This window comes from Alkalihalobacterium sp. APHAB7, assembly GCF_048323755.1.
Taxonomy (GTDB): domain Bacteria; phylum Bacillota; class Bacilli; order Bacillales; family Bacillaceae_F; genus Alkalihalobacterium.
The window spans coordinates 1-25978 of the sequence record NZ_JBLWFS010000019.1 but is presented as its reverse complement, the minus strand read 5'-3'; the positions used below and the strand labels follow the sequence as shown (position 1 = coordinate 25978).

Here is a 25978-nt window from a genome sequence, read left to right as displayed (position 1 = left end):
TATGTTTACAGGAATTATTGAAGAGCTAGGTACGATAGGGAATATACGACAAAATAATGAAGCTGTTGTTATGACGATTCAAGCCAATGAAATCTTAAATGATGTACATTTAGGTGATAGTATCGCTGTAAATGGTGTGTGTTTAACAGTTACATCATTTGATAATCATAGATTTACCGTTGATCTCATGCCAGAGACAGTTAGAAGTACAAGTTTGAAAACTTTGCAACGGGGATCAAAGGTGAACTTAGAACGTGCCATGGCTGCAAATGGTCGTTTCGGAGGTCATTTTGTTTCAGGTCATGTGGATGGAATCGGAAAAATAAAAAAACGTGAAGCGGTTGACAATGCCGTATATTTTCAAGTCGAAATTTCGCCTGAACTAAGGAGATATGTTTTATACAAAGGTTCAATTGCAGTTGACGGTACGAGTTTAACGATTTTTGGAGTCGATGAAACTTCTTTTACGGTTTCAATTATTCCACACACTTTAAGTGAAACCGTTATAGGTGCAAAGCATCCAGGGGATATTGTTAATATCGAATGTGATATCGTCGGAAAATATATTGAACAGTTTATTACAGCAAGGGTACCACAACAGGGCACGAATAATTCTCTTACAGAAAGCTTTTTAGAAGAGCATGGTTTTAAATAAAAGGGGGGAAAGTCATGTTTGATCCAATTGAAGAAGCCATTTATGAATTAATGCAAGGTCAAGTTGTTATCGTGTGTGACGACGAGGACCGTGAAAATGAAGGTGATTTTGTATCACTGGCAGAGAAAACGACTCCAGAAGTAATAAATTTTATGATTAAGTATGGAAGAGGTTTAGTTTGTGCCCCTATTACAGAAGAGCGTGCAAAACAGTTAGATCTTTTCCCGATGGTCGATCATAATACAGATCCGCATGGTACAGCTTTTACAGTTAGTATTGATCATCATACAACGACGACAGGTATAAGTGCACATGAGAGATCAGTAACAGTTCAAGCTTTAATTGATGATGAAACAAAGAAACATCATTTTAAACGACCAGGTCACATCTTCCCGTTAGTTGCTAAAGATGGGGGAGTTTTAAGACGTGCTGGGCATACCGAAGCAGCAGTTGACTTAGCACGACTTTCAGGTGCGAAGCCAGCAGGTGTTATTTGTGAAATCATCAAAGACGATGGAACGATGGCTCGTGTACCTGATTTACGAAAGATTGCAGATGAACATGAGCTGAAAATGATTACAATTAAAGATTTAATTGAATATCGCCATCGTAAAGATAAGTTAGTGGAAAGAGAAGTTGAAATTAATTTACCAACTGATTTTGGTGATTTTAAAGCAATTGGTTATACAAATGTGTTAGATGGTAAAGAAAATATTGCACTTGTTAAAGGTGAAATAACTCCTGATGTACCTACGTTGGTTCGAGTTCATTCAGAGTGTTTAACTGGGGATGTGTTTGGTTCGCATCGTTGTGATTGTGGTCCTCAGCTTCATGCGGCCTTAGCACAAATTGAACAAGAAGGTAGCGGGGTTCTTCTGTACATGCGTCAAGAAGGGCGCGGAATTGGACTTATTAATAAATTGAAAGCATACAAGTTGCAAGAAGAAGGTTATGACACTGTAGAAGCCAATTTAAAATTAGGATTTGCACCTGATCTCCGTGAATATGGCATTGGCGCACAAATATTACGTGAGTTAGGCATTACAAAAATGAAGTTATTAACGAATAACCCAAGGAAAATAAAGGGGTTAGCGGGTTATGGTCTTGAGGTTGTGGACAGAGTTCCGCTTCAATTGCCGCACAATGTTAATAATGAAGGGTATTTGAAAACAAAGCATGAAAAATTAGGACATATGCTTCATTTTTAATAAAAAATTTATATCAAAACTAAAAGATATATTATAGGCTACATGGGAATTTTTACTAAAATTTTACAAGCTGAATGGAGGGGGAATACATCCCCTTCTCATACATAAGGAGGAAATAATAATGGGAAAAGTATTTGAAGGAAATTTAGTTGGTTCAGGTCTTAAAGTAGGAATCGTTGTCGGGCGTTTTAATGAATTTATTACGAGCAAGTTATTAGGCGGTGCTGAAGATGCACTTAAACGTCACGGTGTTTCTGAGGAAGATGTAGATATTGCTTGGGTACCTGGAGCTTTTGAAATTCCATTAGCTGCTAAAAAAATGGCTGAAACAAATAAATATGACGCTGTTATTACACTTGGGACGGTCATTCGTGGTGCTACACCTCACTTTGACTTTGTTTGTAATGAAGCTGCAAAAGGTGTATCAAGTTTGTCACTTCAAACAGGGATACCAGTTATTTTTGGAGTATTAACAACGGATACGATTGAACAAGCAATAGAAAGAGCAGGTACTAAAGCAGGGAATAAAGGTTGGGAAGCTGCAGCCGCTGCAATTGAAATGGCAAATTTAAGTCGCGCGTTTAATCAATAAGCGGTGTAACATTACATCGAAAATTGTGTGAGATGTAGTTTTACCTTCTTATTAGTAAAAGGCAAGGCAAAACTTTAATAATTGTAATATGGGCGATCTATAGAAGGTGTTGAGTAGAGAGTGTAGCAGTGAACATGCTATGCTCTCTTTTCGTTTGACTTATCTCAAAGTCGATATCTAAAAAGAGGGTCGCAGAATTTTTAAATTTAGTCGGTGTTCTGATAAAAAACTACCTTTAACCTATTAACATTTTTATGAAATTGACATATTTTATAAGTAACGTTTATCTAAATTTTCATAAACAACACACAATATTTCATCAGAATGTGATAAAATTTAGTTTGATAGCTTACGCATCACAGGTCTAGAATGATTAAAGAGGGATTGATATGCTAATAAAATATAAATCTACTTACAAAAAGATTGCGATGGGGCTATTATCATATATGCCGAAGCAAAAACAAATTAAAACGTTACAAGAAACAATAGAAAAATATGAACATGATGACAGATGGCAATTATTTTTATGGAAAGAAGAAGATATTGTAGGTGTAATTGGCATTTATGAAGACGGTGATGGAGATTTTGAATTGTGCCACGTTTGTGTAAACCCGTCCTTTCGTGACGAGGGAATTGGTAAACAAATGCTCCAAGCAGTTCAAGAAAGAATCACGGGTAATCTTAAACCAAATAAGGATACAAAAGACTTTTATTCTGCGTGTTTACTAGACGTATAAAGGTTGACTGATAGTAGTGTTAGGCACCTCGAAGATATAAATACTATCTAGACTTATGTATCTTATATAAAAGAACGAGGGCCAAAACACTCCATGGTCAGCCTTACTTTTTTCTGTTCTTCAATTGTTTTTGTCGAGATCTCTCATTAATAACGTCTTCGCGGTTGCGTAGTGAGTGTTTATTTATGAGATAACGGTCGTTAAAGTCGCTAGGAATACACCATTGAAGGTTTTCTTTTTTACATTGATTTGTACAAGCATGAAGGAGACTGTCATCTTCAATGGGAATATTATAATCTTGATAAGGCAGTTTGTTCTCAATATTCTTTTTAATAATAGGTAAGTCCATTAATAGTTGTTTACTATTTATCCCTAAATCTGAAACCTTTGTTTTCTCTTGCCCCAATATACGTATTGCACTTGTGATCATTCGCTTGGCACCCTCATAGTTTTGTCGACGGTAATGATAAAGGCCGACTGAAACTTGAATAAACCCTACCCAAACCTTTTCTTTACCGCCTTCTTCGGATTTCCAGTGCTCCTCTAATACTTCATGACACTCAAAAAAATCACGTTGACTATGAAAGTAAATTAAATAGTCTATAAAAGCTTGTGGATATTTCATGAAATGACTCCCCCATCGAGTTAGTTAATAAAAGTGTATCATATGCAAATTCGTTAGGAAAATGACAAGACTCTCTGATAAAAGACTAAACATAAATGAAAATAATCAATATCGTGGGATGAAAAGTATGATATAATCCTGTCTAGCAACGGTTTTAAATAGAAATTGGTGATGAGATGAACAGTCAGTACAGTGTGAAACTGGACACATTTGAAGGTCCTTTAGATTTACTGTTACATTTAATAAATCAAGCAGAAGTAGATATATATGATATTCCAGTCGCTAAAATAACTGATCAGTATATGCAATATATCCGAACGATGCAGGAGTTACAATTAGACATAGCAAGTGAATATTTAGTGATGGCAGCAACGTTACTAGCCATTAAAAGTAAGATGTTACTCCCAAAGCAACAAGAAGAATGGGACAATGTTGAAAGCATTGAAGTAGATGAAGATGATCCACGTGAAGAGCTTATGATGCGTTTGATTGAATATAGAAAGTTTAAAGAAGCGGCAATGGAGCTTCAAGATCGTCAAGTGGAGCGTTCATTAATTCATACGAAACCCCCAGTTAACCTTGAAAGGTATTTTCCAAAAGAGGAAAGAAAAGAAGTAACGTTAAAAGGGATTACTCTATTTGATATGCTAGATGCTTATAAATCTATGCTTAAGCGTAAAAAGATGCAAGCGCCCGTGGCAAAAACTGTAAGAGGTCAAGAGTATTCGATCGAGACGAGAATGGGTGAGATTATGGAGGATTTAACCCGTACCGGTGGAAAACGAAGCTTTTACTCGTTGTTCCCTGTTCCTGAACGATCACACATTGTTATCTCTTTTTTAGCTGTATTAGAATTAATGAAGAAAAATGCCATCATTTGTGAACAGGAAAATAATTTTTCTGACATCATGATCTACATCAAGGAGGAGGGGTCTATTCATTGACGCTGTTTAATCCAATTAGTTTAGATGAATTAAAAGGTATAATTGAAGGATTATTATTCGTAGCTGGTGAAGATGGACTTACAGAAGAACAGCTAGCAAACATTCTAAAAGTGGAACGAGAAACGGTGCAAGATGTGTTACGCGATTTAGAAGTTGATTTAACAGAAATAAATCGCGGCATGCAATTAATTGAGATGGCTGGTGCTTATCAATTAACAACCAAACCAGAGCATGCACTTTACTTTCAGCAATTAGTAGAAGCGCCGGGACATACAGGCTTGTCTCAGGCTGCACTTGAAACTCTAGCGATTGTAGCTTACAAACAGCCCATAACCAGGGTTGAAATAGAAGAAATACGCGGGGTTAAAACGGAGAAAGCAATTCAAACGTTAACGGCAAAATTACTGATAAAAGATGTAGGACGTGCAGAAGGTAGTGGGCGTGCGATATTATATGGTACTACAAAGGAATTTTTAGATTACTTTGGCTTAAAATCTCTAAAGGAATTACCACCTTTACCAGATCAAGTCGACGAAGGGTTCTTGGAAGAGGATGCAGATCTATTTTTTAAGAAGTTTGAGGAAGGAATGGAGACGCTCTTAAGTGAGGACAACAGTGAAAGTTAATATGATATAATTAGAATATATTACATTACAGTTAGGAGAGGTTGTTGTGATTATATTAAAGGCTGAAGGAATTGAACTAGAAAAGGAAAAACCCAACACGTCTGAAGATTTCTTCAATCGTTCTACTGTAACATATACTGATAATGGACAAGAAAAGGAGCTAAATGTGTTATATGTACGTTTCTTCGATGAACAATCATCAGAGATATCTCCTTTTAAAGAAGATCCCATTTTAGCAACAAATCAGAGAGAAATAACATTTAAAGATATCGTGGCTTTAGTTTGCTTGTTGCAAAATCCGGGTAATAAAGAGAAAAAGCGAGTATACATTAATGAACTTAAAGAAATGGAATCTTTATTTAGGGACGTTGACCCTGAGCAAATTAAAGGAATTATGAATAACCTCGTCACACAAGGAAAAAGCCAATTGTAATATATACATAAGAACCTTTTGCAAAAAATAGTAAGGTGTTCTTGTCCGAAGTGTCGTATAATATAGTTATTATAAAAATGGAGGTGTCACCACCATGGGGAATACATTGGTTGAAAGCCAATTAACATTAGCACATGATACTTTAAAAGGTATTTGTGAAAAAATAAGTACGTACCTAAATGAAACAAAATTAACAGAAATGTTAAGTGAAGATAACCAAACAGATGAAGAATATTACAAGGCGGTTCTTTCTTCATTGCGTCGTGTACTAGTTTTTTGTGAAGAAGGTAAAGATGCAAGTGAAGTCATTCTAAATGGAAAGACGTTCCGTAAAACAGCTGCTGAGAAAACATTATATTGGGTTTATCATAATTGCATCGAGGAGTTTTTTAACCCTCGTATTGATAACTGGTTTGAAGACAGTCGTTCTGCGTATACTGGGAAAAATGCAATTAAATTTTCAAAACCCGTACCGGAATCTCTAAAGGATCTAATGAAATCCATTGAAGGTCCATTTCAATCGATTCGTGAAGAACTGGAATATTATGAAACAGATTTTCAAACAAAGATGCTTCATACAAAGTAAGCAAAAAAAGTGCAGCCATATGCTGCACTTTTTTATTTGTTTCTTGGTGCGGTGGGGTCACAATCTGGCATAGTAGTTTCGCTTGATTCTGCCAATTTTATTAAGTAGTAACATTCTTCTCTTGCCATATGATCGGCCATTAGTTCTGAAAATGTCCCTAACAACTTATTTGTCATTTCAAGTTCTTCGAGTTCTCTTAGAAATACTTTGAAGAGCTCAATTTCTAACTCTACTTGATCATTAAAACGATGAAGTGCTGGGAATTTATCGACATTTGCTCGCAAATACCCGGCCAATTCAACAGCTTTGATATAAAAATCTTCAAACGTCTCTGTAAACTCTTCACTTTTTTTACTCAATTTCTTTTCAACCATATCTAGTTCACCTGTAATGGCATCTGCATGGCCGGCAGCATCGAGAAGCCAAACGAGGTGATGATGGAGAGGGTGAGTTACAGGGGGGATGTTTTCTTCCACTAAATAAGGAAGAATACGTAAATACTCATCGACTTCATTGACCATATGATTTAAAAATGTAGGTGGTAAACCAATTTCAATTTCACCAATTAAATGCTCACGAATGATGTGAAGTTTAAATTCTCGAATTCCTTTGGCTTGCTCTAGAGATAGTTCAGTCAGTTGTTGTAACGGGTCGCCACTAATTTCTTGACGTGATATTTCTAATAATTGGTCAAAGGTTTCAATGTATTGTTTGGCGATCTCGACTTCTTCTTCCTCAATTGGGGATAGTGCATCACGGATAAATCGAGCATGATCACCTAATACTTGCAACCAAAAACGATGTTCAAATAAAGCAACCTCTTGAAATGTGTTCAAAAAGACCCCTCCTAATCGTTCGTTCATCAACCATAACATATGTTATAAACGCCTAGAATGTGATTATCACCAAGTGGGGTTGTATAGGCATATAGTAGAGCGATGACTGCGCGTTTAAGGAGGAGACATTATTAATGGAAGCCTATCAAAAGCAACTGCAAGTTTGGACCGGGAAATTAGAAGAAGCATGGTCTAAATTAGATGTAAATGTAAAAAAGAGGTTAGAACAAAGTGAAATCCAAAACTTTGAGGAAAATTTGCAACATGTAAAAGGTTTATTGGTACAGCGTACAACTACCGATAAATTAAAAGCTGAAACTGAAAAGCTATATGAAAGTTGGGATCAGATTACACAAAATATGAAACGAGCTGAACAAGCTGGTGCTGCGGGAAATGTTCCTCTTCAGCCTGTACCTATTGGAGAACACCAACTTCCACCGCTACCCTATAGTTACGAAGCACTTGAACCTTATATCGCAGCCGAGATTATGCGATTACACCATCAAGAACATCATCAAAGTTATGTGGATGGATTAAATAAAGCAGAGAAAAAGATGGAGCAGGCTAGAAAAACAGGTAATTTCGATTTCATAAAGCATTGGGAAAGAGAAGCAGCTTTTAATGGGGCTGGGCATTACTTACACACGATCTTTTGGAACGTTATGAGCCCAAAAGGAGGTGGAGAACCGACTGGGGAGTTAGCTAATCAAATTATAAAAGATTTCGGTAGTTTTCAACAATTTAAAAAGCACTTCTCAGAAGCAGCTAAAAAAGTAGAGGCTGTCGGTTGGGCGATATTAGTGTGGGCACCAAGAGCCCATCGTTTAGAAATTCTCCAGGCTGAAAAGCATCAAAATTTAAGCCAGTGGGATGTTGTTCCATTATTACCGCTAGATGTTTGGGAACACGCCTACTACCTACAATATAAAAATGAACGGGAACCGTACATTAATAACTGGTGGAATGTCGTAAACTGGCCACATGTTAGTGAACGATATATGAAAGCTCGTGAATTACGGTGGGAGCCGTTTTAATAGAAAAGAGGCTGACTGTCTAACGTCAGCCTCTTCCCTTATTTAAAAAACTGTAGAATGTAACCTTTTAAATCGACCATCCGTGGATTTTCAAACGGTTGATCTGTACCAGCAATAACGATAGCACCTAATGTATCATTTTTGTGTAAACCACCATGTTCTCCTCCATCTACGTGAAGAGGCGCACCTTCCGAATGGAAAGTATGACCTGGCTTTGCTGCTAAGGCAACCGCTGGGTGATGGTTACTGTTTAAGGCAGTGATTAGATGATTTAAAACGTCTGGAAAATCGGTGTAGCTTAATCGTGAACGTTTTTCATCAATTTTGAGACCAACTATTTCTTCATTACCTTCCCATTCCCACGTTTGTTCATATCGGTCAATCCAAGGGCCTCCAGCTCTAAAGCGAAAGGCATCGTTATAGTCTGGTGAAATGACATAGACCCAATCTTCGTCAATCCACGAAGCAAATTCAATACGCTTATCCACCATCGCTGTTTCTGCAAGATCTGGTAACAATCCAGTATGTTGTAATGGATAGATATAAGACATCCGATGATTATTAGCGATCACTATATCACCTTGTGTCGCATGGTCAGTTAATGGAGCGACAGAATATTCTTGGTAGATCTCGTGAAGCGGTATGGACATAGCAAATTCATCATCTAATAATTTATCTTGACCGTGATCTCCAAATACGATAAAAATGTTTTCCTCTAGGGCTTGATCCCAACTGTCATAGCTATTTAATATTTCTTGGAAGAAAGCTTCTGCTCTTTCAAAACCGACACGATAATGTGGACTATGATTATGAGCCTCTTTATCAAAACTCGGTAAAAATACAGCTAAAAAATCAGGCTGCTCTCCTTGTTTGATCATCTCACTTACGACTGTAACTGAATACTCATCATTTAGACCAAAGTTAGATAAAAAAGTATCGGGAACATCCTTTCCTTCCAGCGCTTTAGGTTTTACAGCACTTCCAAATGCTAAGAGGTCAGGACCTTTTGTTTGAAGGGACTCGTTTAAATTTAACCACTGGTCAAGTAAGACTGGCAGTGTCATATCATGAGTCGTTTGACCACGATAAATTAAAAAATTTACAGAGCCTGTCGAATACCTCTTTTGTTGTAAGACTTCATGTATCGTTGTTACTTGTGGACTTAGATGAGAATTGTTCAAATGATACAGTGAATCAATTAAGCTCTGTTTCATTCCCAACTTGATCATCTTTTCCATAGTTGAACCGTAATCAACAATTCGATTTTCATCAGGATTATACCAAACGAGACCTGGAACTTTATGAGCATCTGGCATTTTACCAGTCATTAAAGTACTTTCAATGACAACAGACATCGATGGAAAGGGTGCAACTAAATCTTTATGGTATTGACCATTTTCTATTAAGAATTCAAGGGCTGGTATTTTTCCTTTTTCTTTACTATTATCTATGAGCGAGCCCATCATCGAGTCAATCATGACAAGAACAACTTTCTTATCGGGCTTAATTTTATCTTGTTCAATTTGTTGAATAGTCGCGCCTTGATCGTTTGCTCCTTGGCAGGCAGATAAGAAAATGGTAAGAATAACGATAACGATGCGAAAAAACATGATCCCACTCCTTATGAACTGTATGTATTAATATAAAGGGAATCCCCTTCTAGCCATTCTGCATAAAAAACTTCTTTTTCATCAGTAATACCGTAAGTGAACAGCTGTTGTTTTAACCACGCTAGATTATAGCCGCTTTCTCTCAAATTATCGAGTAATATTTCCCCATCTAGAATAAGGGTGATTGGAAGACAGACCTTTTGAGGTGTCAGGTTTAAGTCCTTTTTATTCGGCTGTTCGTAATTGTCTTTTTTTAAAATACTAATGGACCCATTTGCTTCCAAAATCCCATATTGCACTTCACGAATTGAAAAAACATCTTTTTGGCGTAATAATTGTTGCAGCTGATTAATGTCCATTTGATCTTTTTTTAACTGTTGAAAATCAATTTTACCTTCACGAATGATAATTGACGGCTTTCCTTGTAGAAAGTTTCTTGTACCCTTGTATTTTTGTGTCAACCACTCAACGGTATAAATGAGAGTGCCCCATACAAACACAGCATAAATCACGTAATTTAGACCGATATTCTTATCATAAATAGCATTTCCGACGAGCTCACCGAGAACTAGTGCTGATATGAAATCAAAAGGAGTGAGTTGAGTGATTTGCGTCTTTCCTAAGACTTTAGTGATAACTAATAAAGCAAAAAAACCCGTAATTAGTTCAGTAGTTAAATAAAAAAAGTTAGTATTCAATGTTTTGCCCTCAACTAGGAATATAAAGTGAATGTTATGATTAGAATGTCCCAACAATGGAATAATTACTCAAACGAAAAAGGAGTGAGCATATTAGTGCTCAACTCCTTTTATTTTGATCAGTAATTGATCAATTTTTGGTAATATTTGGTTAGAGGCGGTTTGTATCCTATGAACTTCGCTTCCTTTTAAGTCAACAGATCCTTTAAACACGGTTTTAACTTTTCCTTGATCCGTTTTCCAATACGTATCAGCATATTGACGATATAAATCCCAATAAAAAGTGATCGCTTCAATTTGCTCAGGGGTAAATGCTTCAGAAAGTTCTTTATTAGAAAGTCCATGTGAGCTGGGTGCTTCTTCAATTAATTTAGGGTGTAAATTACTTACTTGTTTTGAAATCGCTTCTCTTACTTGTAACGCTTGTATAAAAACATACGATCTCCATTCATCCCTTAGTTGCTCAGTCCCTATTTTTTTTATGTTTGGATGTTGTAGTAATTCTTCAATTTGCCTTTGGTGCTTCTTTTCTTGTGCATTAAACGTACGGAATATATAAAACAGAAAAATGCCTGTGCACAAATTAACAATAAGTATTAATATCAAAACGGATAATAACATTTTACACTCCTTATTTTTACTTCCAGTATTTAACTACAATTATTTAGTTTTAATTATCAAATATTAGTATCGTACCATTATTATTTTTTTAGGAGGAACCACCATGACAGTAGCAAGCCAAGTAAAACAAACATTAGCAGGATTAAAGAGTGCACAAGCAAGTTTTGAAACCTTTGCTCTACAAACGGAAAATCAACAAGCAAAGCAAATGTTCCAAAACTTAGCGCAACAAACACAAGGAATAGTAGATACATTAACACCACGTGTTCAAGAAATTCAACAAGAAGAACCACAATATAACGACTAATATTCGGCTAAAAGGTTGATGTGATAAACATCAACCTTCTTCTTACAATAAAAACAGTAAAAAATCTGTTACATATAAATATCGGACATTTGTCAAACTATAATCAATACGAAGCTAAGAATAGGGTGGTTTCAATGAAAATGTATTCCTTATTTATTTTAACCTTTTTGACGTTAGCTTGCATACTGAGTGGTTGTGGTCAAATGAACTTACAACAACAAGAACAAACTCCTTTGTTTATTGGTCAGGGAGCTATTATTGATCAAACGCAAGCTGATAATGCAAAAAAGATTGTCCTTTCAATGGATGAAGTTATTGAAGTAAGAGGGGTATCAAACCAGGACAACATTTACATCGCACCAACGGTTACACATTTTGATAGGCTCCATTTAGAAGGAATTAGAAAAGATGGTTTTGATCGAGTAAAAAAACGCTATCCTAACTCTACAATTTTTCTTTCAACGGATAAAAAAATATTTATGGAGCTTGAGAAGTTAGAAAGACAACTTAAAGAGGAAAGTATTTCAAAGGAACAGTTAGACAAAAGGTTAAAAAAGCTTGAAGAAGATATGAAAGGGTAAAGTGAGGAGCGAACTATGTCGGATCAAAAAAAGAAAAACTTAACACCAGTACAACAAGAATATCAAAAGTTTGCTAGTGAACATGAAATCAAACGGCCATGGTTTAAAAATTGTATTCGTGCGTTTTTTATAGGCGGTCTTATTTGTTTATTCGGTCAGTTTGTACAAACTTTCTTTTATACATTTTTTGATTTTACAGAACGAACTGCCGGAAATCCAACCGTGGCATTTATGATTTTTCTATCTGTTTTACTAACAGGGTTTGGTGTTTATGATCGAATAGCACAATTTGCTGGTGCTGGAACAGCAGTACCGGTTACTGGGTTTGCTAATTCTGTGGCTAGTGCTGCAATTGAACACCGTACGGAAGGGTATGTGCTTGGAGTTGGTGGAAACATGTTTAAGTTAGCTGGTTCGGTTATTGTATTTGGAACGGTAGCCGCGTTTGTAATTGCAATTATTAAAACGATTGCTATCCAATGGGGGGGATTATAATGCTTACTGGCCATCGAACTTGGACGTTTGAAACAAAGCCTGTCATCTTATCTACTGGTACTGTCGGTGGTCCTTTTGAAGCGAATGGAAATATTCCTGATGATTTTGATACGCTTCATGAAGATATGTGGATGGGACAAGACTCTTATGAGAAAGCGCATCGGGTATTGTTTGAGGAAGCTTGTAATAAAGCAATTGAAAAAGGTGGAATAGAAAAAGAAGTCGTTGAGTTTGTTATTGCTGGTGATTTAGTCAATCAAATTACGCCAACAAGCTTTGCTTGTCGAACATTGAGTATTCCATATATTGGGTTGTTTGGCGCGTGCTCCACTTCAATGGAAGGATTAGCATTATCGGCGTTCATCTTGAATGGTGGCGGGGCTAACTATATTTTGACTGGCTCATCAAGTCATAACTCAGCGGTAGAGAAACAATTTAGATACCCAACGGAATACGGTGCTCAAAAACCACCAACTGCTCAATGGACGGTAACTGCCTCAGGCGTTGGGTTACTAGGCAAAACAGGTGATGGTCCCAGAGTAACTTCTGCGACGATCGGAAGGGTCGTTGATATGGGATTAAGTGATCCATTCAATATGGGTGGAGCAATGGCCCCAGCTGCTGTTGATACGATTGAAGCTCATTTAAGAGACATGCAAGTTGGTCCTGACTATTATGATGTCATTGCAACGGGGGACTTAGGTAAGATTGGCCACTCTATTGCAATTGATTTATTAGCTAAGCATGGGTTAGAGCTCACAGAAGAGAAATTTCAAGATTGTGGGTTGTTGATTTACAGAGAGGAACAACCTGTACTGGCTGGTGCAAGTGGGTCAGGATGTTCGGCAGCAGTTACATACGGGCATTTACTTAATCGAATGAAACGTGGAGAAATTAACCGGATGTTAATTGTAGCGACAGGCGCTTTATTATCACCGTTATCATTTCAACAAAAAGAAACGATCCCGTGTATCGCCCACGCAGTTGCAATAGAAGCAGGGAGGTGAGGATAAACGATGATTTTCTTTTGGGCATTCGTAGTTGGTGGTATTATTTGTGTTATTGGACAAATTTTAATGGATGTTCTCAAACTTACCCCTGCACACACCATGAGTACGTTAGTTGTATCAGGGGCGATACTTGACGGCTTTGGTTTATATGAGCCTCTAATCGACTTTGCAGGGGCTGGTGCAACTGTTCCAATTACAAGTTTTGGTAACGCATTAGTTCATGGTGCGATGGCAGAAGCTGAAAAACACGGGTTAGTCGGTGTGATTACAGGGATTTTTGAAGTTACGAGTGCAGGTATTTCAGCAGCTATAATATTTGGTTTTTTTGCAGCATTAGTTTTTAAACCTAAGGGATAGGGAGGGATTTAGTATGACAGTAGCTTCACAGGTAAAACAGTGCCTTTCTTCACTCAAGGGAATTGAGGCATCCTTAAATACATTTTCCATTGAAACAGAAGATGAAGAAGTGCGCCAAGTATTTCATGAAACATGCTTAACGACTAGAAAGGTAATCGGCGACATTGAGAAGAGAATTGGTGAACTTGAACGAGAAGAGCCTCAATATAATGGATATTAGTTAATGGAGGTTTCAAGAAAGGAGGGTTTCATTTGCCGGGCTGGTTAGAAATCGTTTTACGCTCATCCGCTGGTATTATAGTGGTTCTATTTGGAGCAAAGCTTTTTGTACGTAAGGCAATAGGAGAGCTTTCTTATTTTGAGTTTATCGTAGCGGCAGCGGTGGCTATCATTGTCGGAATTGGTTCTGTAGCAATAAGCATCCCCCCTGGCCATGTAGCCATTGCATTATTTTTGTGGGTTTTTATCCCCTATATTATCGGTTCACTATCCGTTAAAAGTAAGACATTTCGTAATGTGATTGGCGGTAAAGGAATCCCAATCATTAAAGACGGTAAAGTTCTTGAAGATAATATTAGAAAAGGCCGTTATACGACAGACGAATTGTTAAGTAAATTAAGAACAAAAGATGTCTTCCGTGTTGCAGATGTAGAGTTTGCCGTTCTAGAACCGAATGGAGCAGTAAACGTTCTATTAAAGAAAGATTATCAACCTTTAACGCCTAAAGATATGCAAATTCAGGTAGCCCCGATAAAACAGCCAGAAACAGTGATAATGGACGGGAAAATACTAGATGAACCACTTGCTACGATTGGCTTTAATCGGAGATGGCTAGAACATGAACTTGATAAAATAGGGGTTGCCATTGAAAATGTTTATATTGGTCAAATTGATTCATACGGAGAATTAACGATAGATGTGTTTGATGACCAAATTGAAATTCCAGAACCTGTTGAAAAGCCACTCCTATTTGCATCAATTAAAAAATGCCAAGCAGATTTAGAAGTTTTCTCCATGCAAACTGACTCAGAACAGGCAAAAAACATGTACCAACGTTGTGCTAAAGAAATGGATGAGGTTATGAAAAAATTAAAACCATTACTAAGATAAGAGGCAGTTCTGTGGGCTGCCTCTTGTTTCTTTTTTGATAAGAAAGTATAAATATTGACTGGCTTGATTTTAACAGCTTTATTTAATTTATTTTTAACTTTAGTCAATTTATTTTCAACTTAGTTCACCTTATTTTTAACTTTGCCGGTTTTACATTCAACTTTTTCACTTTACCGATTTCTCGACAAAAACTTACAAAAATCATGTGTTCCTTTGTCTCATGAGGTGTGTTCCAGTCCGTACGTCGTTGAACGGGCCTTGTGCTTTTCATATTTCATTTCACGTTAATGATAAAAAGGAGGCATGTGTTGCTCTTCTTTTTTTAATGAAATATGAAGTTCTTGATTTTGATTAATTGAAGCAAAAAAAATTCGATTCATCTGTGGTATATTTCTTTTTTGTAATTCTTCAATGAGCCACGGACGATCTAAGCCTAAATAAGTTAGAATGTCGTCGTAAATCTCCCCTTCTACGATTAAAGGCAAAGCTAAACTGAGATTTTTCTTATCTAAATTCATATCTTCAAGTGTTACTTCCATTTTATTCTCTTGCTTCATTACACTAATTTTTCCATCTCCTTCAATGATCGCAACTTTAACCTCACTTATATCAAAAATATCCTTCTGCCTTAACATTTGTAAAACATTATCAATGGTATACTGAATCCTTTTTAAGTTTTCAACTAACACTTTTCCATCTTGAATGACTAATGTAGGTTCAAACGTAAGTTTTTTACCTAATTTTCGATTGGAGATTAATAAACGAGCAACAGACTTATGAAGTAATGGAATGACAATAACAGCTAAATAGGTATATATATGATCAACTGTTGGGTCAGCAATATCCGCGCCAATAACATTAGACAATGTAATAATAATGAGAAAGTCAAAAATAGGCATTTCGCCAAGTGATCGTTTCCCCATATAAATTGTGACCATTAAAAACAATGGAAAAATCGTGAAGATACGACCCAGTATAATGAGAGACTCTCTTAGTATATCGTCCATAAATTTATCACCAAATCACTTAATTTTAAAGGCTCTTCCTGACAGTGTGATGGTTAAACGGTTCAAAAGCAACAAAGCATACGAAAACAGCCATTTTAATAGAAAGAATTCAGGGATAGTTTTCACAAATAGGTGGAGAAGTATTCCAATTTATTAGGAGTTGGACAAATTTGTTCATACTTCATTTTCTTGCGCATACACTTGTACAAACTACTATTCAGGCGGGGATTTATATGTACATGAGAAAAAAAGTACTAATTATATGTTTATCTATTAGTTTATTACTTTCTACATTTTCATTTACGAGTAAAAGTGAGGCATTTTCGGTCTCTGCACAAGGGGCTATTTTAATTGAACAATCTTCTGGTCGAGTATTATATGGGAAAAATGAACACCAACAAATGAGGATTGCTAGTATTACCAAGATCATGACAGCGATTATAGCTATCGAATCAGGGGAAATGGAAGAGTATGTAAAAGTTTCAACACGAGCAGAAGGAACAGAAGGATCTTCACTTTACTTAAAAGCTGGAGAAAAAATAAAACTAAAAGACCTAGTATATGGACTTATGCTTCGGTCTGGAAACGATGCTGCTGTTGCAATAGGGGAACATGTTGGCGGAAGTCTTGAAGGTTTCGTTTACTTAATGAATCAGAAAGCTCAAGAAATCGGCATGACTCGAACCGTTTTCTCAAACCCACACGGACTAGATGATCATGAAGAACATTATTCAACCGCTTATGACATGGCAAAGCTTACACAGTATGCAATGGAGAATGAGCAATATCGAGAAATTTCATCAACTAAAAATTATAAGGCACAAAGAGAAGGTGAAGTTTATAGTTACTGGCAAAATAAAAATAGACTTTTAACTCAATTATACAAATACTCTACTGGTGGTAAGACAGGTTTCACCAAAAGAGCGAAACGAACGCTTGTCTCGACAGCAACAAAAGATGATCTAGATTTAATTTGTGTAACCTTAAATGCACCAAGTGACTGGAACGATCATATGAACCTTTTTAATTCTGCATTTGATCGATATAAAGTTGAAACTCTTGCAAAGGAAGGGACGATAAAAGGAATTAAAGACGAGTTCTACAAAGATAGAGTCTATATTCCGTATACATTTAAGTATCCACTAACCGTAAAAGAAAGAGAAGGTGTAAAAAAGGATATCACATTATATCGACCACCAAAAGGTGAAGAGGCCGATAAGATTTATATGCCACAACCTGTTGGGAAATTAACCATTTCAATGAATGGTAAGACATTAAATAGTATCCCACTGTATTTCTTAACGCCAGTAGAAGAGGAGAAAAAAGGATTTTGGTCTCAAATAAAGGAAATTTTCTTTCTCACTTTGGGAGTGAAAATCATTGATTAATATCATTTGGGTGACAATGCTCGTCATTGGACTAATCTTTGCAGGGATAAATGGTAAGATGCCCGAGGTAAATGAAGCCATTTTTGCAGGTGCTAAAGATGCAGTCACCATTTGCTTTGGGTTAATTAGTATCCTTGTCTTTTGGTTAGGGATGATGAAAATTGCACAGAGTGCCGGTTTGTTAGATGGACTAGCAAAACTATTGAGACCAATAGCAACTAGATTGTTTCCGGAAGTACCTAGTAATCATCCAGCAATGGGGTACATTCTTTCCAACATGACAGCAAATATGTTTGGGTTAGGAAATGCCGCTACACCCATGGGGATTAAAGCAATGCAAGAGTTACGCAGGTTAAATGGTGACCGAGACGAAGCTAGTCGATCGATGATTACTTTACTAGCGATCAATACAGCTAGTATTACATTAATACCAACGACGGTTATTTCCATTCGTATGACCTATGATTCAGTGTCACCTACAGAAATTGTCGGAACAACGATACTTGCTACGTTTTGTTCAACAGTAGGCGCGATTTTAATTGATCGTTATTTTTATTATCGTCGAATGAGGAGGAGGTAAGCATGGGATGGATAACGATAATATCAATATGGATAATTCCAATGCTTATCGCTTTTATTTTGTTATATGGAACGTACAAAAAAGTACCTACGTATGAAACGTTTGTTGATGGGGCTAAAGAAGGCTTTTCAATGGCCATTTCAATCATTCCTTATTTAGTTGGAATGCTTGTAGCTATATCTGTTTTTCGTGCATCAGGAGCAATGGACTTTATTATCGATTCATTAAGGCCGATATTACATGCTATTGGTGTTCCTAGTGAGATCGTTCCTCTTGCAATGATCCGACCTATTTCTGGAACAGGCGCTTTAGGCATGACGACAGATTTAATTGCTACATATGGTCCGGATTCTTTTATAGGTAGACTAGCCTCTACAATGCAAGGAAGTACAGACACAACACTGTATGTATTAACCGTTTATTTTGGAGCGGTTGGGATTAGGAAAATGGGTGATGCGTTAAAAGTTGGACTATTAGCAGATATAGTTGGTATTATTGCTTCTATTGTTATTGTTACATTAGTGTTTGGACCGTAACTATAAGAATTAACACTAACTTCGGTTAGTGTTTTTTTATGCTAGATAAAAAATAAAAGTATTGATTATTAAGTCTAGCTTATCTAATATGTAAAAAGTGACAATAATTAACCTATAATAATGAAAACTTGAGAATTTACATCAGAAGCTTTAAGATGTTCAATGAGGTGAAAATATGGAACGATTACAAAAAGTTATTGCCCAAGCGGGTGTAACATCAAGAAGAAAAGCAGAACAATTAATAGTTGAAGGAAGGGTAAGTGTTAACGGTCAAATAGTTCGTGAATTAGGAGTTAAAGTAAACGCTAATAAAGATGACATAGAAGTAAATGGAGTGCCAATTGACCGGGAACAACCGGTTTATTTTTTGCTATATAAGCCAGCAGGGGTTATCTCCAGTGTATCAGATGACAAGGGTCGAAAAGTCGTAACCGATTATATTGAAGCCGAGGAAAGAATTTTTCCAGTAGGGAGACTCGACTACGATACTTCGGGACTTATTCTTCTAACAAACGATGGCGAGTTTGCTAATCTTTTGATGCATCCAAGACATACAATTGATAAAGTCTATGTCGCAAAAATTAAAGGTGTACCAACAAGAGAGCAGTTAAAGCAGTTAAAAGACGGGATTCGTCTAGAAGATGGGAAGACGGCACCAGCAAAGGTAAAGGTACTTTCAGTTAATAAAAAAAATGAAACATCCATTGTCCAATTAACGATTCACGAGGGAAGAAATCGTCAAGTTCGACGAATGTTTGAAGCGCTTGGCTATCAAGTCATGAAACTTAAAAGAGAAAGTTATGGTTTCCTTGATCTGAAAGGGTTAACGCCTGGAGAATTCCGCCCTTTAAAACCTATAGAAGTTAAACATTTTCGAGAAATAGCTGTCACAGAAAAGTCATAATCATTGCTAAATAAGTAACACACCATCGTTATAATGAGACTGAAGGTAGAAAAATATCGAATTTAAAACAGTTAGAAAGAATAATGTCATTCTTTCTAACCTCTTTTTAAATTTTCTTCAAACTTTTTTCATACTTCTTTGAAACAATCACATAGTCAAATCATCTGTGAGTAAAAGGTAGTTGAGAAGAAAGAAGTGGGCGTATCAAAGTCGATTTCTACCAATCTAACAACACTTCTTACTTTTGGGATAAACGCCCCACGCGTTTTTCTTTATGAGAGGGGAGAGCATAATGAAACAAAGAAGGCTTATTATTCGTAGTTCCATTTTAGCAATCATCTCGATCGCTATCGGTTACACGTTCTATATTAACTTCTTTTCAGATCAATCGGTTGTTCGCGCAGGAGATAAAGCAAAGAATTTTGTCGTTGCTGATTTAGTCGGCGAAACGATTGAATTAAGAGAATTAGAAGGGAAAGGTGTTTTCTTAAACTTTTGGGGAACATTTTGTCCACCGTGTGAAAAAGAAATGCCAATCATGGAAGAACTGTACCATGAGTATAAAGATCAAGGCATTGAGATCATCGCACTGAATGTAGATGAGTCTGATTTGGTTGTTCAAAATTTTGTAGACCGCTACAAGCTGTCGTTTCCAGTCGCTATCGACAAAGGACGGAAAATTACAGAAGCTTATGGAATTCGTCCACTTCCAACTACGATTTTAATTGATGAACATGGGGAAGTCGTTCGAGTGCATAGTGGGTTTATGGACGAGCCCGTCGTAAGAAAATTTTTAGAAGAGATAAAACCGCAATCCTAATGAGGTGTTCACATGAGTAAAGAAATTAAATGCGAATGTGGTCATGTCAATCCATTTGGAACTGAAATCTGTGAATCGTGCGGAAAACCTTTAGAAGCAGAAAAAAGCGAACTTCTGAACATGAGGTATGAAGGTGTAGCACGCCGATCGCAAACCTACAATCGGACGATTATCGATAAAATATGGAACTTCTTTTCTTCCGTAAAAGTAGGAATATGGATTATCGTGATTACTCTCGTTGCGTCATCGATAGGAACGATTTTTCCACAAGAAATGTATATACCACCTAGAGTTAATCCAGCACGATTTTACGCGGAAGAATACGGGGTTTTAGGTCAACTCTATTACCAGCTTGGTTTTCATGATCTTTATGGTTCATGGTGGTACATGTTATTAATAGCAGCCCTAGGAGTTTCTTTAACGATTGCAAGCTTGGATCGTGTAGTTCCATTATATCGTGCTCTAAAAACACAACGAGTAACGAGACATGAAAACTTTTTGAAGCGTCAACGAATTTTTGGAACTTCAAAAGTGAGTAATGATGATGCAGCAATTGCAAAAGTTAAAGAGAATTTAGAAAAACGTAAGTATAACGTATCTGAAGAGAATGGCAACCTTGTAGGTGAGAAAGGTCGCTTTTCACGTTGGGGTCCATACGTTAACCATATTGGAATTATTATCTTTTTAATTGGTTGTATGTTACGTTATTTCCCAGGTATGTATGTCGACGACTTTGTTTGGATCCGTGAAGGGGAAATTGAGGTTATTCCAGGTACCAATCAAGAGTATTACTTAAAAAATGAAAAGTTCATTGTTGAGTTATATGATGAAGACGATGAGGTATTTGGAGAAGCCATTAGAAACTCTGGAGCTACAGTCGTTAAAACGTATCAAACGAATGCAGTACTATATAAAAGAGAAGAAACCGATACAATTGGTGCAGATGCAGAATTGGTAGAAGTGGATCGCCATGAAATTCTAGTAAATCAGCCATTTAAATTTGATGGTTATGCACTATATCAAGTCGATTACAAATTACATGAGTTAAATGTAATGAGCTTTAATATGCTCCGTAAAGGGGCAGAAGAACCGATTGGAGGCTTTTCTGTCAATCTATTTGATCCACAAGCAGAATATGACTTAGGAGATGGGTATAAGGTAAAAGTTCGTCATTACTTCCCTGATTATTTCCTAAATGATCAAGGACAACCAACCAGCCAGTCAAGAATTCCTAATAACCCTGCGTTCATTTTTGAAATGGTATCCCCTGAACATCCCGATGGAGAAGTAAGTTTCTTAGCCATTGGACAAAACTTAGAACCTTTCGGGGAGAATGACTACCAATTACGATTTGATGGTGTGGAAACTAAAAATGTTACTGCCTTAACGGTTCGAAAAGACTATACACTTGGTATCTTAATTGTTGGTGGATTGATCTTCATGATTGGACTCATTCAAGGCTCATATTGGGTGCATCGTAGAATTTGGGTTCAACGTATTAATGGAGAAATTTGGATCGCTGGTCATACGAATAAAAACTGGAACTCTTTGAAAGATGAAGTCGATCGAATGATCGAAGGAACTGAACTTTCTTCTCCAGTTGACCAAGTGGCATTAAAGAAAGATGAGAAACAACCTAAGGAGGAAGTGCAAGATGGCAGCTTTAAGTAGTAATTTATTAATGGTTGCTTTCTTCTTGTATTTAGCGTCGACTATCTTCTTTGCTGTATCGATTACAGGGAAGAAGTGGCGTGACAAGCAAGGAGAAATGAGTGGTAACCGTTGGGGAACATTCGGATTTATTTCTGCGATCGTCGGTTTTTTATTTGCAATGGGTTTTTTTATTACACGTTGGATCGTAGCGGGGCATGCACCTGTAAGTAATATGTTTGAATATACGACCTTTTTAGGAATTATGGTAGGACTTGCTTTTATTATCATTTACGCTATTTATCGCTCCAACATACTTGGCTTATTTTCGATGCCAACCGTCATGTTGATTATAGCTTATGCATCGATTTTCCCAAGCGAAGTAGCACCTTTAATTCCTGCTTTACAAAGTATCTGGTTGAAAATACATGTTATTACGACTGCATTAGGACAAGGGATACTTGCGATTGGTTTTGTTGCAGGTTTGATTTATTTACTTCGTACTATCGATTATTCTAAAAAGGATAAAAAGACGAGATCTTTAGAGTTTATTTTATACAGTATTATTGCAACAGTTGGATTTATACTAGTAGGGTATCTTTTTAATGCATTAAATTATGAGGCATCCTTCTCATATGTTAATGAAAAAGACCAACCAGCGGAAATGGTCTATAATTTACCACCATTACTAGGACCAAACGAAGGTCAATTGTTAACAGAAGACCGTATGAGTCCGTGGCTTGAAATGCCTGCTTGGTTACGTAGTGATGATGCGAATACTGTAGTTTGGGCCTTGTTAGCTGGACTTGTGTTATATTGGTTATTACGTTTAATCTTTAGGAAGCCAATCGGTGCGCAAATTCAGCCTATCTTAAAAGGAGTAAATGCAGATCGTGTTGATGAATTAAGCTATCGTGCAATTGCGATCGGGTTCCCAATATTCACACTCGGTGGCTTAATTTTTGCAATGATATGGGCACAAATTGCTTGGACACGCTTCTGGGGTTGGGATCCTAAAGAAGTTTGGGCTCTTATTACATTCTTATTTTATGCGGCGTATTTACATCTTCGACTTTCTAAAGGTTGGCATGGTGAACGTTCGGCATGGTTATGTGTAATAGGGTTTGCAATTATCATGTTTAATCTTGTATTTGTTAACTTAGTAATCGCTGGTTTACACTCATATGCGTAAGGAATGAGGCTGACTCAAATTTTTGAGTCAGCCTCATCATTGTATCGTTTTGATTATTGTTGAAACATGGTAAAATAAAGAGTATTATGTCGTAGCGCACATTTTTTGTACTATTTGTTTATATTTGGGAGGTAGAGTTAATGGAACATGAGGCAAAGATTTTAGTAGTAGATGATGAGGAGCGTATTCGTCGATTACTAAAGATGTACTTAGAGAGAGAAAACTATGAAGTAGAAGATGCTGAAAATGGTGAACAAGCATTAGAAATGGCTTTAAATGAAGATTACGATTTAATTTTGCTTGATATTATGATGCCTGGTATAGATGGAATTGAAGTATGTCAAGAGTTACGTAAGACAAAAGCAACTCCTATTATCATGCTTACAGCAAAAGGTGAAGAGGCAAATCGTGTTCAAGGCTTTGAAGTGGGAACTGATGATTATATTGTAAAACCTTTCAGTCCCCGTGAAGTTGTTTTACGTGTGAAAGCTCTTTTACGTCGATCTTCTTCAACCAAATTTTTGCAAACGGATACAGGTTCAAAAGATATTCTTGTTTTCCCGCACTTAACGATTGATAATGATGCACATCGTGTAACAGTAGAAGGTACAGAAATTAATTTAACACCGAAAGAGTATGAATTACTTCATTATTTAGCATTATCACCGGATAAAGTATTTTCACGGGAACAATTATTAAAAGATGTATGGAATTATGACTTCTTCGGAGATCTAAGAACAGTTGATACTCATGTGAAACGATTACGTGAAAAGTTAAATCGGGTGTCTCCGGATGCTGCGAGCATGATATCAACAGTCTGGGGTGTAGGTTATAAATTTGAGGCAGTGAAAGGGTAATGCTTTGGCGGAGTGTTGTAGGTAAGCTATGGTTTACGATCCTACTATTAGTTTCTGTTTTATTGTCTATATTAATGGTCATGCTTCTTCAGTACTTCGAGAAATTTCATGTGATTGAAGCTGAATCACAGCTCATGAATCATGCAAAGATGGTAGCAACAATTATTGAAGAATATGAAAATGAAGAGACCGCCCTCTCAACTATTTCTAAAATCGCAGAGTCTTATGAGACAAAAGTAGTCATTATTCAAGGTGATGATTACTGGTATTCTTCTAATGATACAGTCAATGTTGATTTACCTATTGCGACTTTTTTTGAAGATCCTATTCTTTCACAAGTTTTTGAACAGGGTGAACAAGTTGTCAGTCAAGGTGACTTTCCTTTTTATGAAAATGGTGAAGAAGTTCATACAGAAGTCATGATCGTCGGTCGTCCAGTTCAAATCGTAGATGAGATAGGTGCGGTATTCTTATATCAATCTCTATCTGCATTAGAAGAAACGACAGGTGAAACGAAAAGAATTATTTATTTTTCTGCAGGTATTGCGATAGTATTAACGACGGTTTTTGCGTTTTTCTTGTCGTCAAGAATTACAGCACCTCTTCGAAAAATGCGGCAAGCATCGATGGAAGTTGCCGAAGGAAAATTCGATACGAAAGTCCCGATTTTAACAAATGATGAAATTGGCCAACTAGCAATAGCTTTTAATCGAATGGGTCGGGAGTTAAATCGTAATTTAATGGCATTAAGTCAGGAAAAAGAACAATTATCGAGAATTTTAAGTAGTATGGCTGATGGCGTTATTACAATAGATCGTAAAGGGAAGATTGTTGTTACGAATCCACCAGCCGAACGTTTCTTACAAGCTTGGTACTACGATCAAGGATTAGACGGTAAAGCCGATGATTTGCCAAAAGCGATTAAAAAATTATTTCAACAAGTTGTAGCGATTGAAAAAGAACAAGCAATGGAAATCGATATACAAGGAAGAAGCTGGGCGATCATTCTTTCCCCACTCTACGATAAAACTTTTGTTCGTGGTGCTGTAGCAGTGATTCGGGATATTACTGAAGAAAGAAGACTAGATAAGCTACGCAAGGACTTTATTGCCAATGTATCTCATGAGCTTAGAACGCCTATTTCGATGTTACAAGGGTATAGTGAAGCAATTATTGATGATATTGCTCAGACAGATGATGAGAAAAAGGAAATTGCGCAAATTATCTATGATGAATCTCTCAGGATGGGCCGACTCGTCAATGAACTTTTAGATTTAGCTCGAATGGAAGCAGGCCATATTGAGTTACAGCTCCAAGTTGTAAATGTAATAGAACTTTCCGAAAAGATTAATCGAAAGTTCCAAGGGCTAGCGAAAGAACAAGGTATTACTTTGACGGCCCATATTGATGAGAGCTTGACACCTGCCCCTCTTGACCCTGACCGTGTAGAACAAGTGTTAACTAACTTAATTCATAATGCAATCCGCCATACAGATAAAGGTGGCACTGTGCAATTAAAAGTTCAGCAACTTGAAAACTACTTACGGTTCGATATTGAGGATAGTGGTTCAGGTATACCAGAAGAGGATTTACCTTTTGTTTTTGAACGGTTTTACAAAGCTGATAAAGCAAGAACTCGTGGCCGCTCAGGAACTGGACTTGGCCTTGCCATTGCTAGAAATATTGTGGAAGCACACGGTGGCGAAATCTCGGTCCATAGTAAAATCAATGAAGGTACGACATTCACTTTTCAAATTCCTCGAAAAATAGAAGATTAAATGGAATAGCAACGAATAATCTTGTTTCATAAGAAACAAATTTCTGCAAAAGAGAAGTCATTATGACTTCTCTTTTTTTGTTCGCCCAGCATGGGCGAACTCTAACGGGTGAAAGTCCCGAGTACGACCTTGTAGCGGTAAGTACATAGCCAAAAGCAAGGGTGTCCATGGTGACGTGGAATCTGAAGGAAGCTCGAGGCA

Annotated in this window: 31 protein-coding genes; 25 read left to right on the top strand and 6 right to left on the bottom strand. The window is 36.8% G+C overall.

The window, feature by feature from the left end; genetic code table 11:
• Position 1: 1 nt before the first annotated feature.
• From ribE (ACNSTQ_RS16470) to ACNSTQ_RS16455, 4 genes are all read left to right on the top strand, one after another.
• Entirely contained in the window at positions 2-655 is a 654-nt protein-coding gene (gene ribE, locus ACNSTQ_RS16470; protein WP_418200911.1) for a riboflavin synthase, read from the top strand.
• Positions 656-669: 14 nt separating this feature from the next.
• Positions 670-1863: a bifunctional 3,4-dihydroxy-2-butanone-4-phosphate synthase/GTP cyclohydrolase II gene (locus tag ACNSTQ_RS16465; protein WP_418200910.1), complete on the top strand. Its 1194-nt coding sequence runs from the start codon at positions 670-672 to the stop codon at positions 1861-1863.
• A 121-nt stretch (positions 1864-1984) separates the two neighbouring features.
• The gene (gene ribE / locus ACNSTQ_RS16460) at positions 1985-2455 is read left to right on the top strand and encodes a 6,7-dimethyl-8-ribityllumazine synthase (protein ID WP_418200909.1); all 471 of its coding nucleotides are present in this window, start codon (positions 1985-1987) and stop codon (positions 2453-2455) included.
• Positions 2456-2844: 389 nt separating this feature from the next.
• Positions 2845-3192, top strand: coding sequence for a GNAT family N-acetyltransferase (locus ACNSTQ_RS16455; RefSeq protein ID WP_418200908.1), 348 nt, complete (start codon positions 2845-2847; stop codon positions 3190-3192).
• A 103-nt stretch (positions 3193-3295) separates the two neighbouring features.
• On the opposite strand, the gene ACNSTQ_RS16450 is transcribed toward ACNSTQ_RS16455, so the two are convergent.
• A complete protein-coding gene (locus tag ACNSTQ_RS16450; protein WP_418200907.1) occupies positions 3296-3817 on the bottom strand; it encodes a DUF309 domain-containing protein in 522 nt (173 codons plus the stop codon).
• A gap of 176 nt (positions 3818-3993) precedes the next feature.
• Between ACNSTQ_RS16450 and ACNSTQ_RS16445 the strand changes: the two genes are divergently transcribed.
• The 4 genes from ACNSTQ_RS16445 (at position 3994) to ACNSTQ_RS16430 (ending at position 6406) form a co-directional block, all read left to right on the top strand.
• Entirely contained in the window at positions 3994-4761 is a 768-nt protein-coding gene (locus tag ACNSTQ_RS16445) for a segregation/condensation protein A (RefSeq protein ID WP_418200906.1), read from the top strand.
• Positions 4762-4775: 14 nt separating this feature from the next.
• Positions 4776-5387 (top strand): SMC-Scp complex subunit ScpB, encoded by a 612-nt coding sequence (scpB, locus tag ACNSTQ_RS16440; protein ID WP_418200965.1) that lies wholly within the window; start codon positions 4776-4778, stop codon positions 5385-5387.
• Between the two features lie 46 nt (positions 5388-5433).
• The gene (locus ACNSTQ_RS16435; protein WP_418200905.1) at positions 5434-5820 is read left to right on the top strand and encodes a hypothetical protein; all 387 of its coding nucleotides are present in this window, start codon (positions 5434-5436) and stop codon (positions 5818-5820) included.
• A 94-nt stretch (positions 5821-5914) separates the two neighbouring features.
• Positions 5915-6406: a DUF3907 family protein gene (locus ACNSTQ_RS16430; RefSeq protein WP_418200904.1), complete on the top strand. Its 492-nt coding sequence runs from the start codon at positions 5915-5917 to the stop codon at positions 6404-6406.
• A 32-nt stretch (positions 6407-6438) separates the two neighbouring features.
• Here ACNSTQ_RS16430 and ACNSTQ_RS16425 read toward each other — a convergent pair whose 3' ends face one another.
• On the bottom strand, positions 6439-7242 hold the full coding sequence (locus ACNSTQ_RS16425) for a DUF2935 domain-containing protein (RefSeq protein ID WP_418200903.1): 804 nt from the start codon (positions 7240-7242) through the stop codon (positions 6439-6441).
• Between the two features lie 134 nt (positions 7243-7376).
• On the opposite strand from ACNSTQ_RS16425, the gene ACNSTQ_RS16420 reads away from it, so the two are divergent.
• Positions 7377-8276 (top strand): superoxide dismutase, encoded by a 900-nt coding sequence (locus ACNSTQ_RS16420; RefSeq protein ID WP_418200902.1) that lies wholly within the window; start codon positions 7377-7379, stop codon positions 8274-8276.
• A gap of 38 nt (positions 8277-8314) precedes the next feature.
• Here the strand turns inward: ACNSTQ_RS16420 and ACNSTQ_RS16415 are convergent, their stop codons facing one another.
• The 3 genes from ACNSTQ_RS16415 to ACNSTQ_RS16405 form a co-directional block, all read right to left on the bottom strand.
• Entirely contained in the window at positions 8315-9886 is a 1572-nt protein-coding gene (locus ACNSTQ_RS16415; RefSeq protein ID WP_418200901.1) for an alkaline phosphatase family protein, read from the bottom strand.
• Between the two features lie 11 nt (positions 9887-9897).
• Complete coding sequence (locus ACNSTQ_RS16410; protein WP_418200900.1) at positions 9898-10584, bottom strand: DUF421 domain-containing protein; 687 nt, start codon at positions 10582-10584, stop codon at positions 9898-9900.
• Positions 10585-10677: 93 nt separating this feature from the next.
• Positions 10678-11205 (bottom strand): hypothetical protein, encoded by a 528-nt coding sequence (locus tag ACNSTQ_RS16405; RefSeq protein ID WP_418200899.1) that lies wholly within the window; start codon positions 11203-11205, stop codon positions 10678-10680.
• A 103-nt stretch (positions 11206-11308) separates the two neighbouring features.
• Here ACNSTQ_RS16405 and ACNSTQ_RS16400 point away from each other — a divergent pair, with 103 nt between their 5' ends.
• From ACNSTQ_RS16400 to ACNSTQ_RS16370, 7 genes are all read left to right on the top strand, one after another.
• Entirely contained in the window at positions 11309-11512 is a 204-nt protein-coding gene (locus ACNSTQ_RS16400) for a DUF1657 domain-containing protein (RefSeq protein WP_418200898.1), read from the top strand.
• A gap of 134 nt (positions 11513-11646) precedes the next feature.
• Positions 11647-12093 (top strand): hypothetical protein, encoded by a 447-nt coding sequence (locus ACNSTQ_RS16395; RefSeq protein ID WP_418200897.1) that lies wholly within the window; start codon positions 11647-11649, stop codon positions 12091-12093.
• Positions 12094-12108: 15 nt separating this feature from the next.
• Entirely contained in the window at positions 12109-12588 is a 480-nt protein-coding gene (spoVAC, locus tag ACNSTQ_RS16390; protein WP_418200896.1) for a stage V sporulation protein AC, read from the top strand.
• Positions 12588-13595 (top strand): stage V sporulation protein AD, encoded by a 1008-nt coding sequence (spoVAD, locus tag ACNSTQ_RS16385; RefSeq protein ID WP_418200895.1) that lies wholly within the window; start codon positions 12588-12590, stop codon positions 13593-13595. Before spoVAC ends, spoVAD begins: the two co-directional genes overlap by 1 nt.
• Positions 13596-13604: 9 nt before the next feature.
• Complete coding sequence (spoVAE, locus tag ACNSTQ_RS16380) at positions 13605-13955, top strand: stage V sporulation protein AE (RefSeq protein ID WP_418200894.1); 351 nt, start codon at positions 13605-13607, stop codon at positions 13953-13955.
• A gap of 13 nt (positions 13956-13968) precedes the next feature.
• Positions 13969-14175 (top strand): DUF1657 domain-containing protein, encoded by a 207-nt coding sequence (locus ACNSTQ_RS16375; RefSeq protein ID WP_418200893.1) that lies wholly within the window; start codon positions 13969-13971, stop codon positions 14173-14175.
• 32 nt (positions 14176-14207) lie between these two features.
• Positions 14208-15065, top strand: coding sequence for a DUF421 domain-containing protein (locus ACNSTQ_RS16370; protein WP_418200892.1), 858 nt, complete (start codon positions 14208-14210; stop codon positions 15063-15065).
• Between the two features lie 284 nt (positions 15066-15349).
• Here the strand turns inward: ACNSTQ_RS16370 and ACNSTQ_RS16365 are convergent, their stop codons facing one another.
• The gene (locus ACNSTQ_RS16365; protein WP_418200891.1) at positions 15350-16072 is read right to left on the bottom strand and encodes a DUF421 domain-containing protein; all 723 of its coding nucleotides are present in this window, start codon (positions 16070-16072) and stop codon (positions 15350-15352) included.
• A 239-nt stretch (positions 16073-16311) separates the two neighbouring features.
• Here ACNSTQ_RS16365 and ACNSTQ_RS16360 point away from each other — a divergent pair, with 239 nt between their 5' ends.
• The 9 genes from ACNSTQ_RS16360 to ACNSTQ_RS16320 all read left to right on the top strand — a co-directional run bounded on the left by ACNSTQ_RS16360 (position 16312) and on the right by ACNSTQ_RS16320 (position 25777).
• Positions 16312-17460 carry a D-alanyl-D-alanine carboxypeptidase family protein gene (locus ACNSTQ_RS16360; RefSeq protein ID WP_418200964.1) on the top strand — a complete coding sequence of 383 codons (1149 nt, stop codon included), beginning with the start codon at positions 16312-16314 and terminating at the stop codon, positions 17458-17460.
• Positions 17453-18040, top strand: coding sequence for a nucleoside recognition domain-containing protein (locus ACNSTQ_RS16355; RefSeq protein ID WP_418200890.1), 588 nt, complete (start codon positions 17453-17455; stop codon positions 18038-18040). The genes ACNSTQ_RS16360 and ACNSTQ_RS16355 overlap by 8 nt, the downstream gene beginning before the upstream one ends.
• A 2-nt stretch (positions 18041-18042) precedes the next feature.
• Positions 18043-18576: a spore maturation protein gene (locus tag ACNSTQ_RS16350; protein ID WP_418200889.1), complete on the top strand. Its 534-nt coding sequence runs from the start codon at positions 18043-18045 to the stop codon at positions 18574-18576.
• Between the two features lie 175 nt (positions 18577-18751).
• The gene (locus tag ACNSTQ_RS16345; RefSeq protein ID WP_418200888.1) at positions 18752-19480 is read left to right on the top strand and encodes a pseudouridine synthase; all 729 of its coding nucleotides are present in this window, start codon (positions 18752-18754) and stop codon (positions 19478-19480) included.
• 292 nt (positions 19481-19772) lie between these two features.
• On the top strand, positions 19773-20300 hold the full coding sequence (resA, locus tag ACNSTQ_RS16340) for a thiol-disulfide oxidoreductase ResA (protein WP_418200887.1): 528 nt from the start codon (positions 19773-19775) through the stop codon (positions 20298-20300).
• A 12-nt stretch (positions 20301-20312) separates the two neighbouring features.
• Entirely contained in the window at positions 20313-21971 is a 1659-nt protein-coding gene (locus ACNSTQ_RS16335; protein ID WP_418200886.1) for a cytochrome c biogenesis protein ResB, read from the top strand.
• Complete coding sequence (gene ccsB / locus ACNSTQ_RS16330; RefSeq protein ID WP_418200885.1) at positions 21955-23142, top strand: c-type cytochrome biogenesis protein CcsB; 1188 nt, start codon at positions 21955-21957, stop codon at positions 23140-23142. Before ACNSTQ_RS16335 ends, ccsB begins: the two co-directional genes overlap by 17 nt.
• Positions 23143-23282: 140 nt before the next feature.
• Positions 23283-23999: a response regulator transcription factor gene (locus ACNSTQ_RS16325; RefSeq protein ID WP_418200884.1), complete on the top strand. Its 717-nt coding sequence runs from the start codon at positions 23283-23285 to the stop codon at positions 23997-23999.
• Positions 23999-25777, top strand: coding sequence for an ATP-binding protein (locus ACNSTQ_RS16320; RefSeq protein WP_418200883.1), 1779 nt, complete (start codon positions 23999-24001; stop codon positions 25775-25777). The genes ACNSTQ_RS16325 and ACNSTQ_RS16320 overlap by 1 nt, the downstream gene beginning before the upstream one ends.
• The last annotated feature ends 201 nt before the right edge of the window (positions 25778-25978 follow it).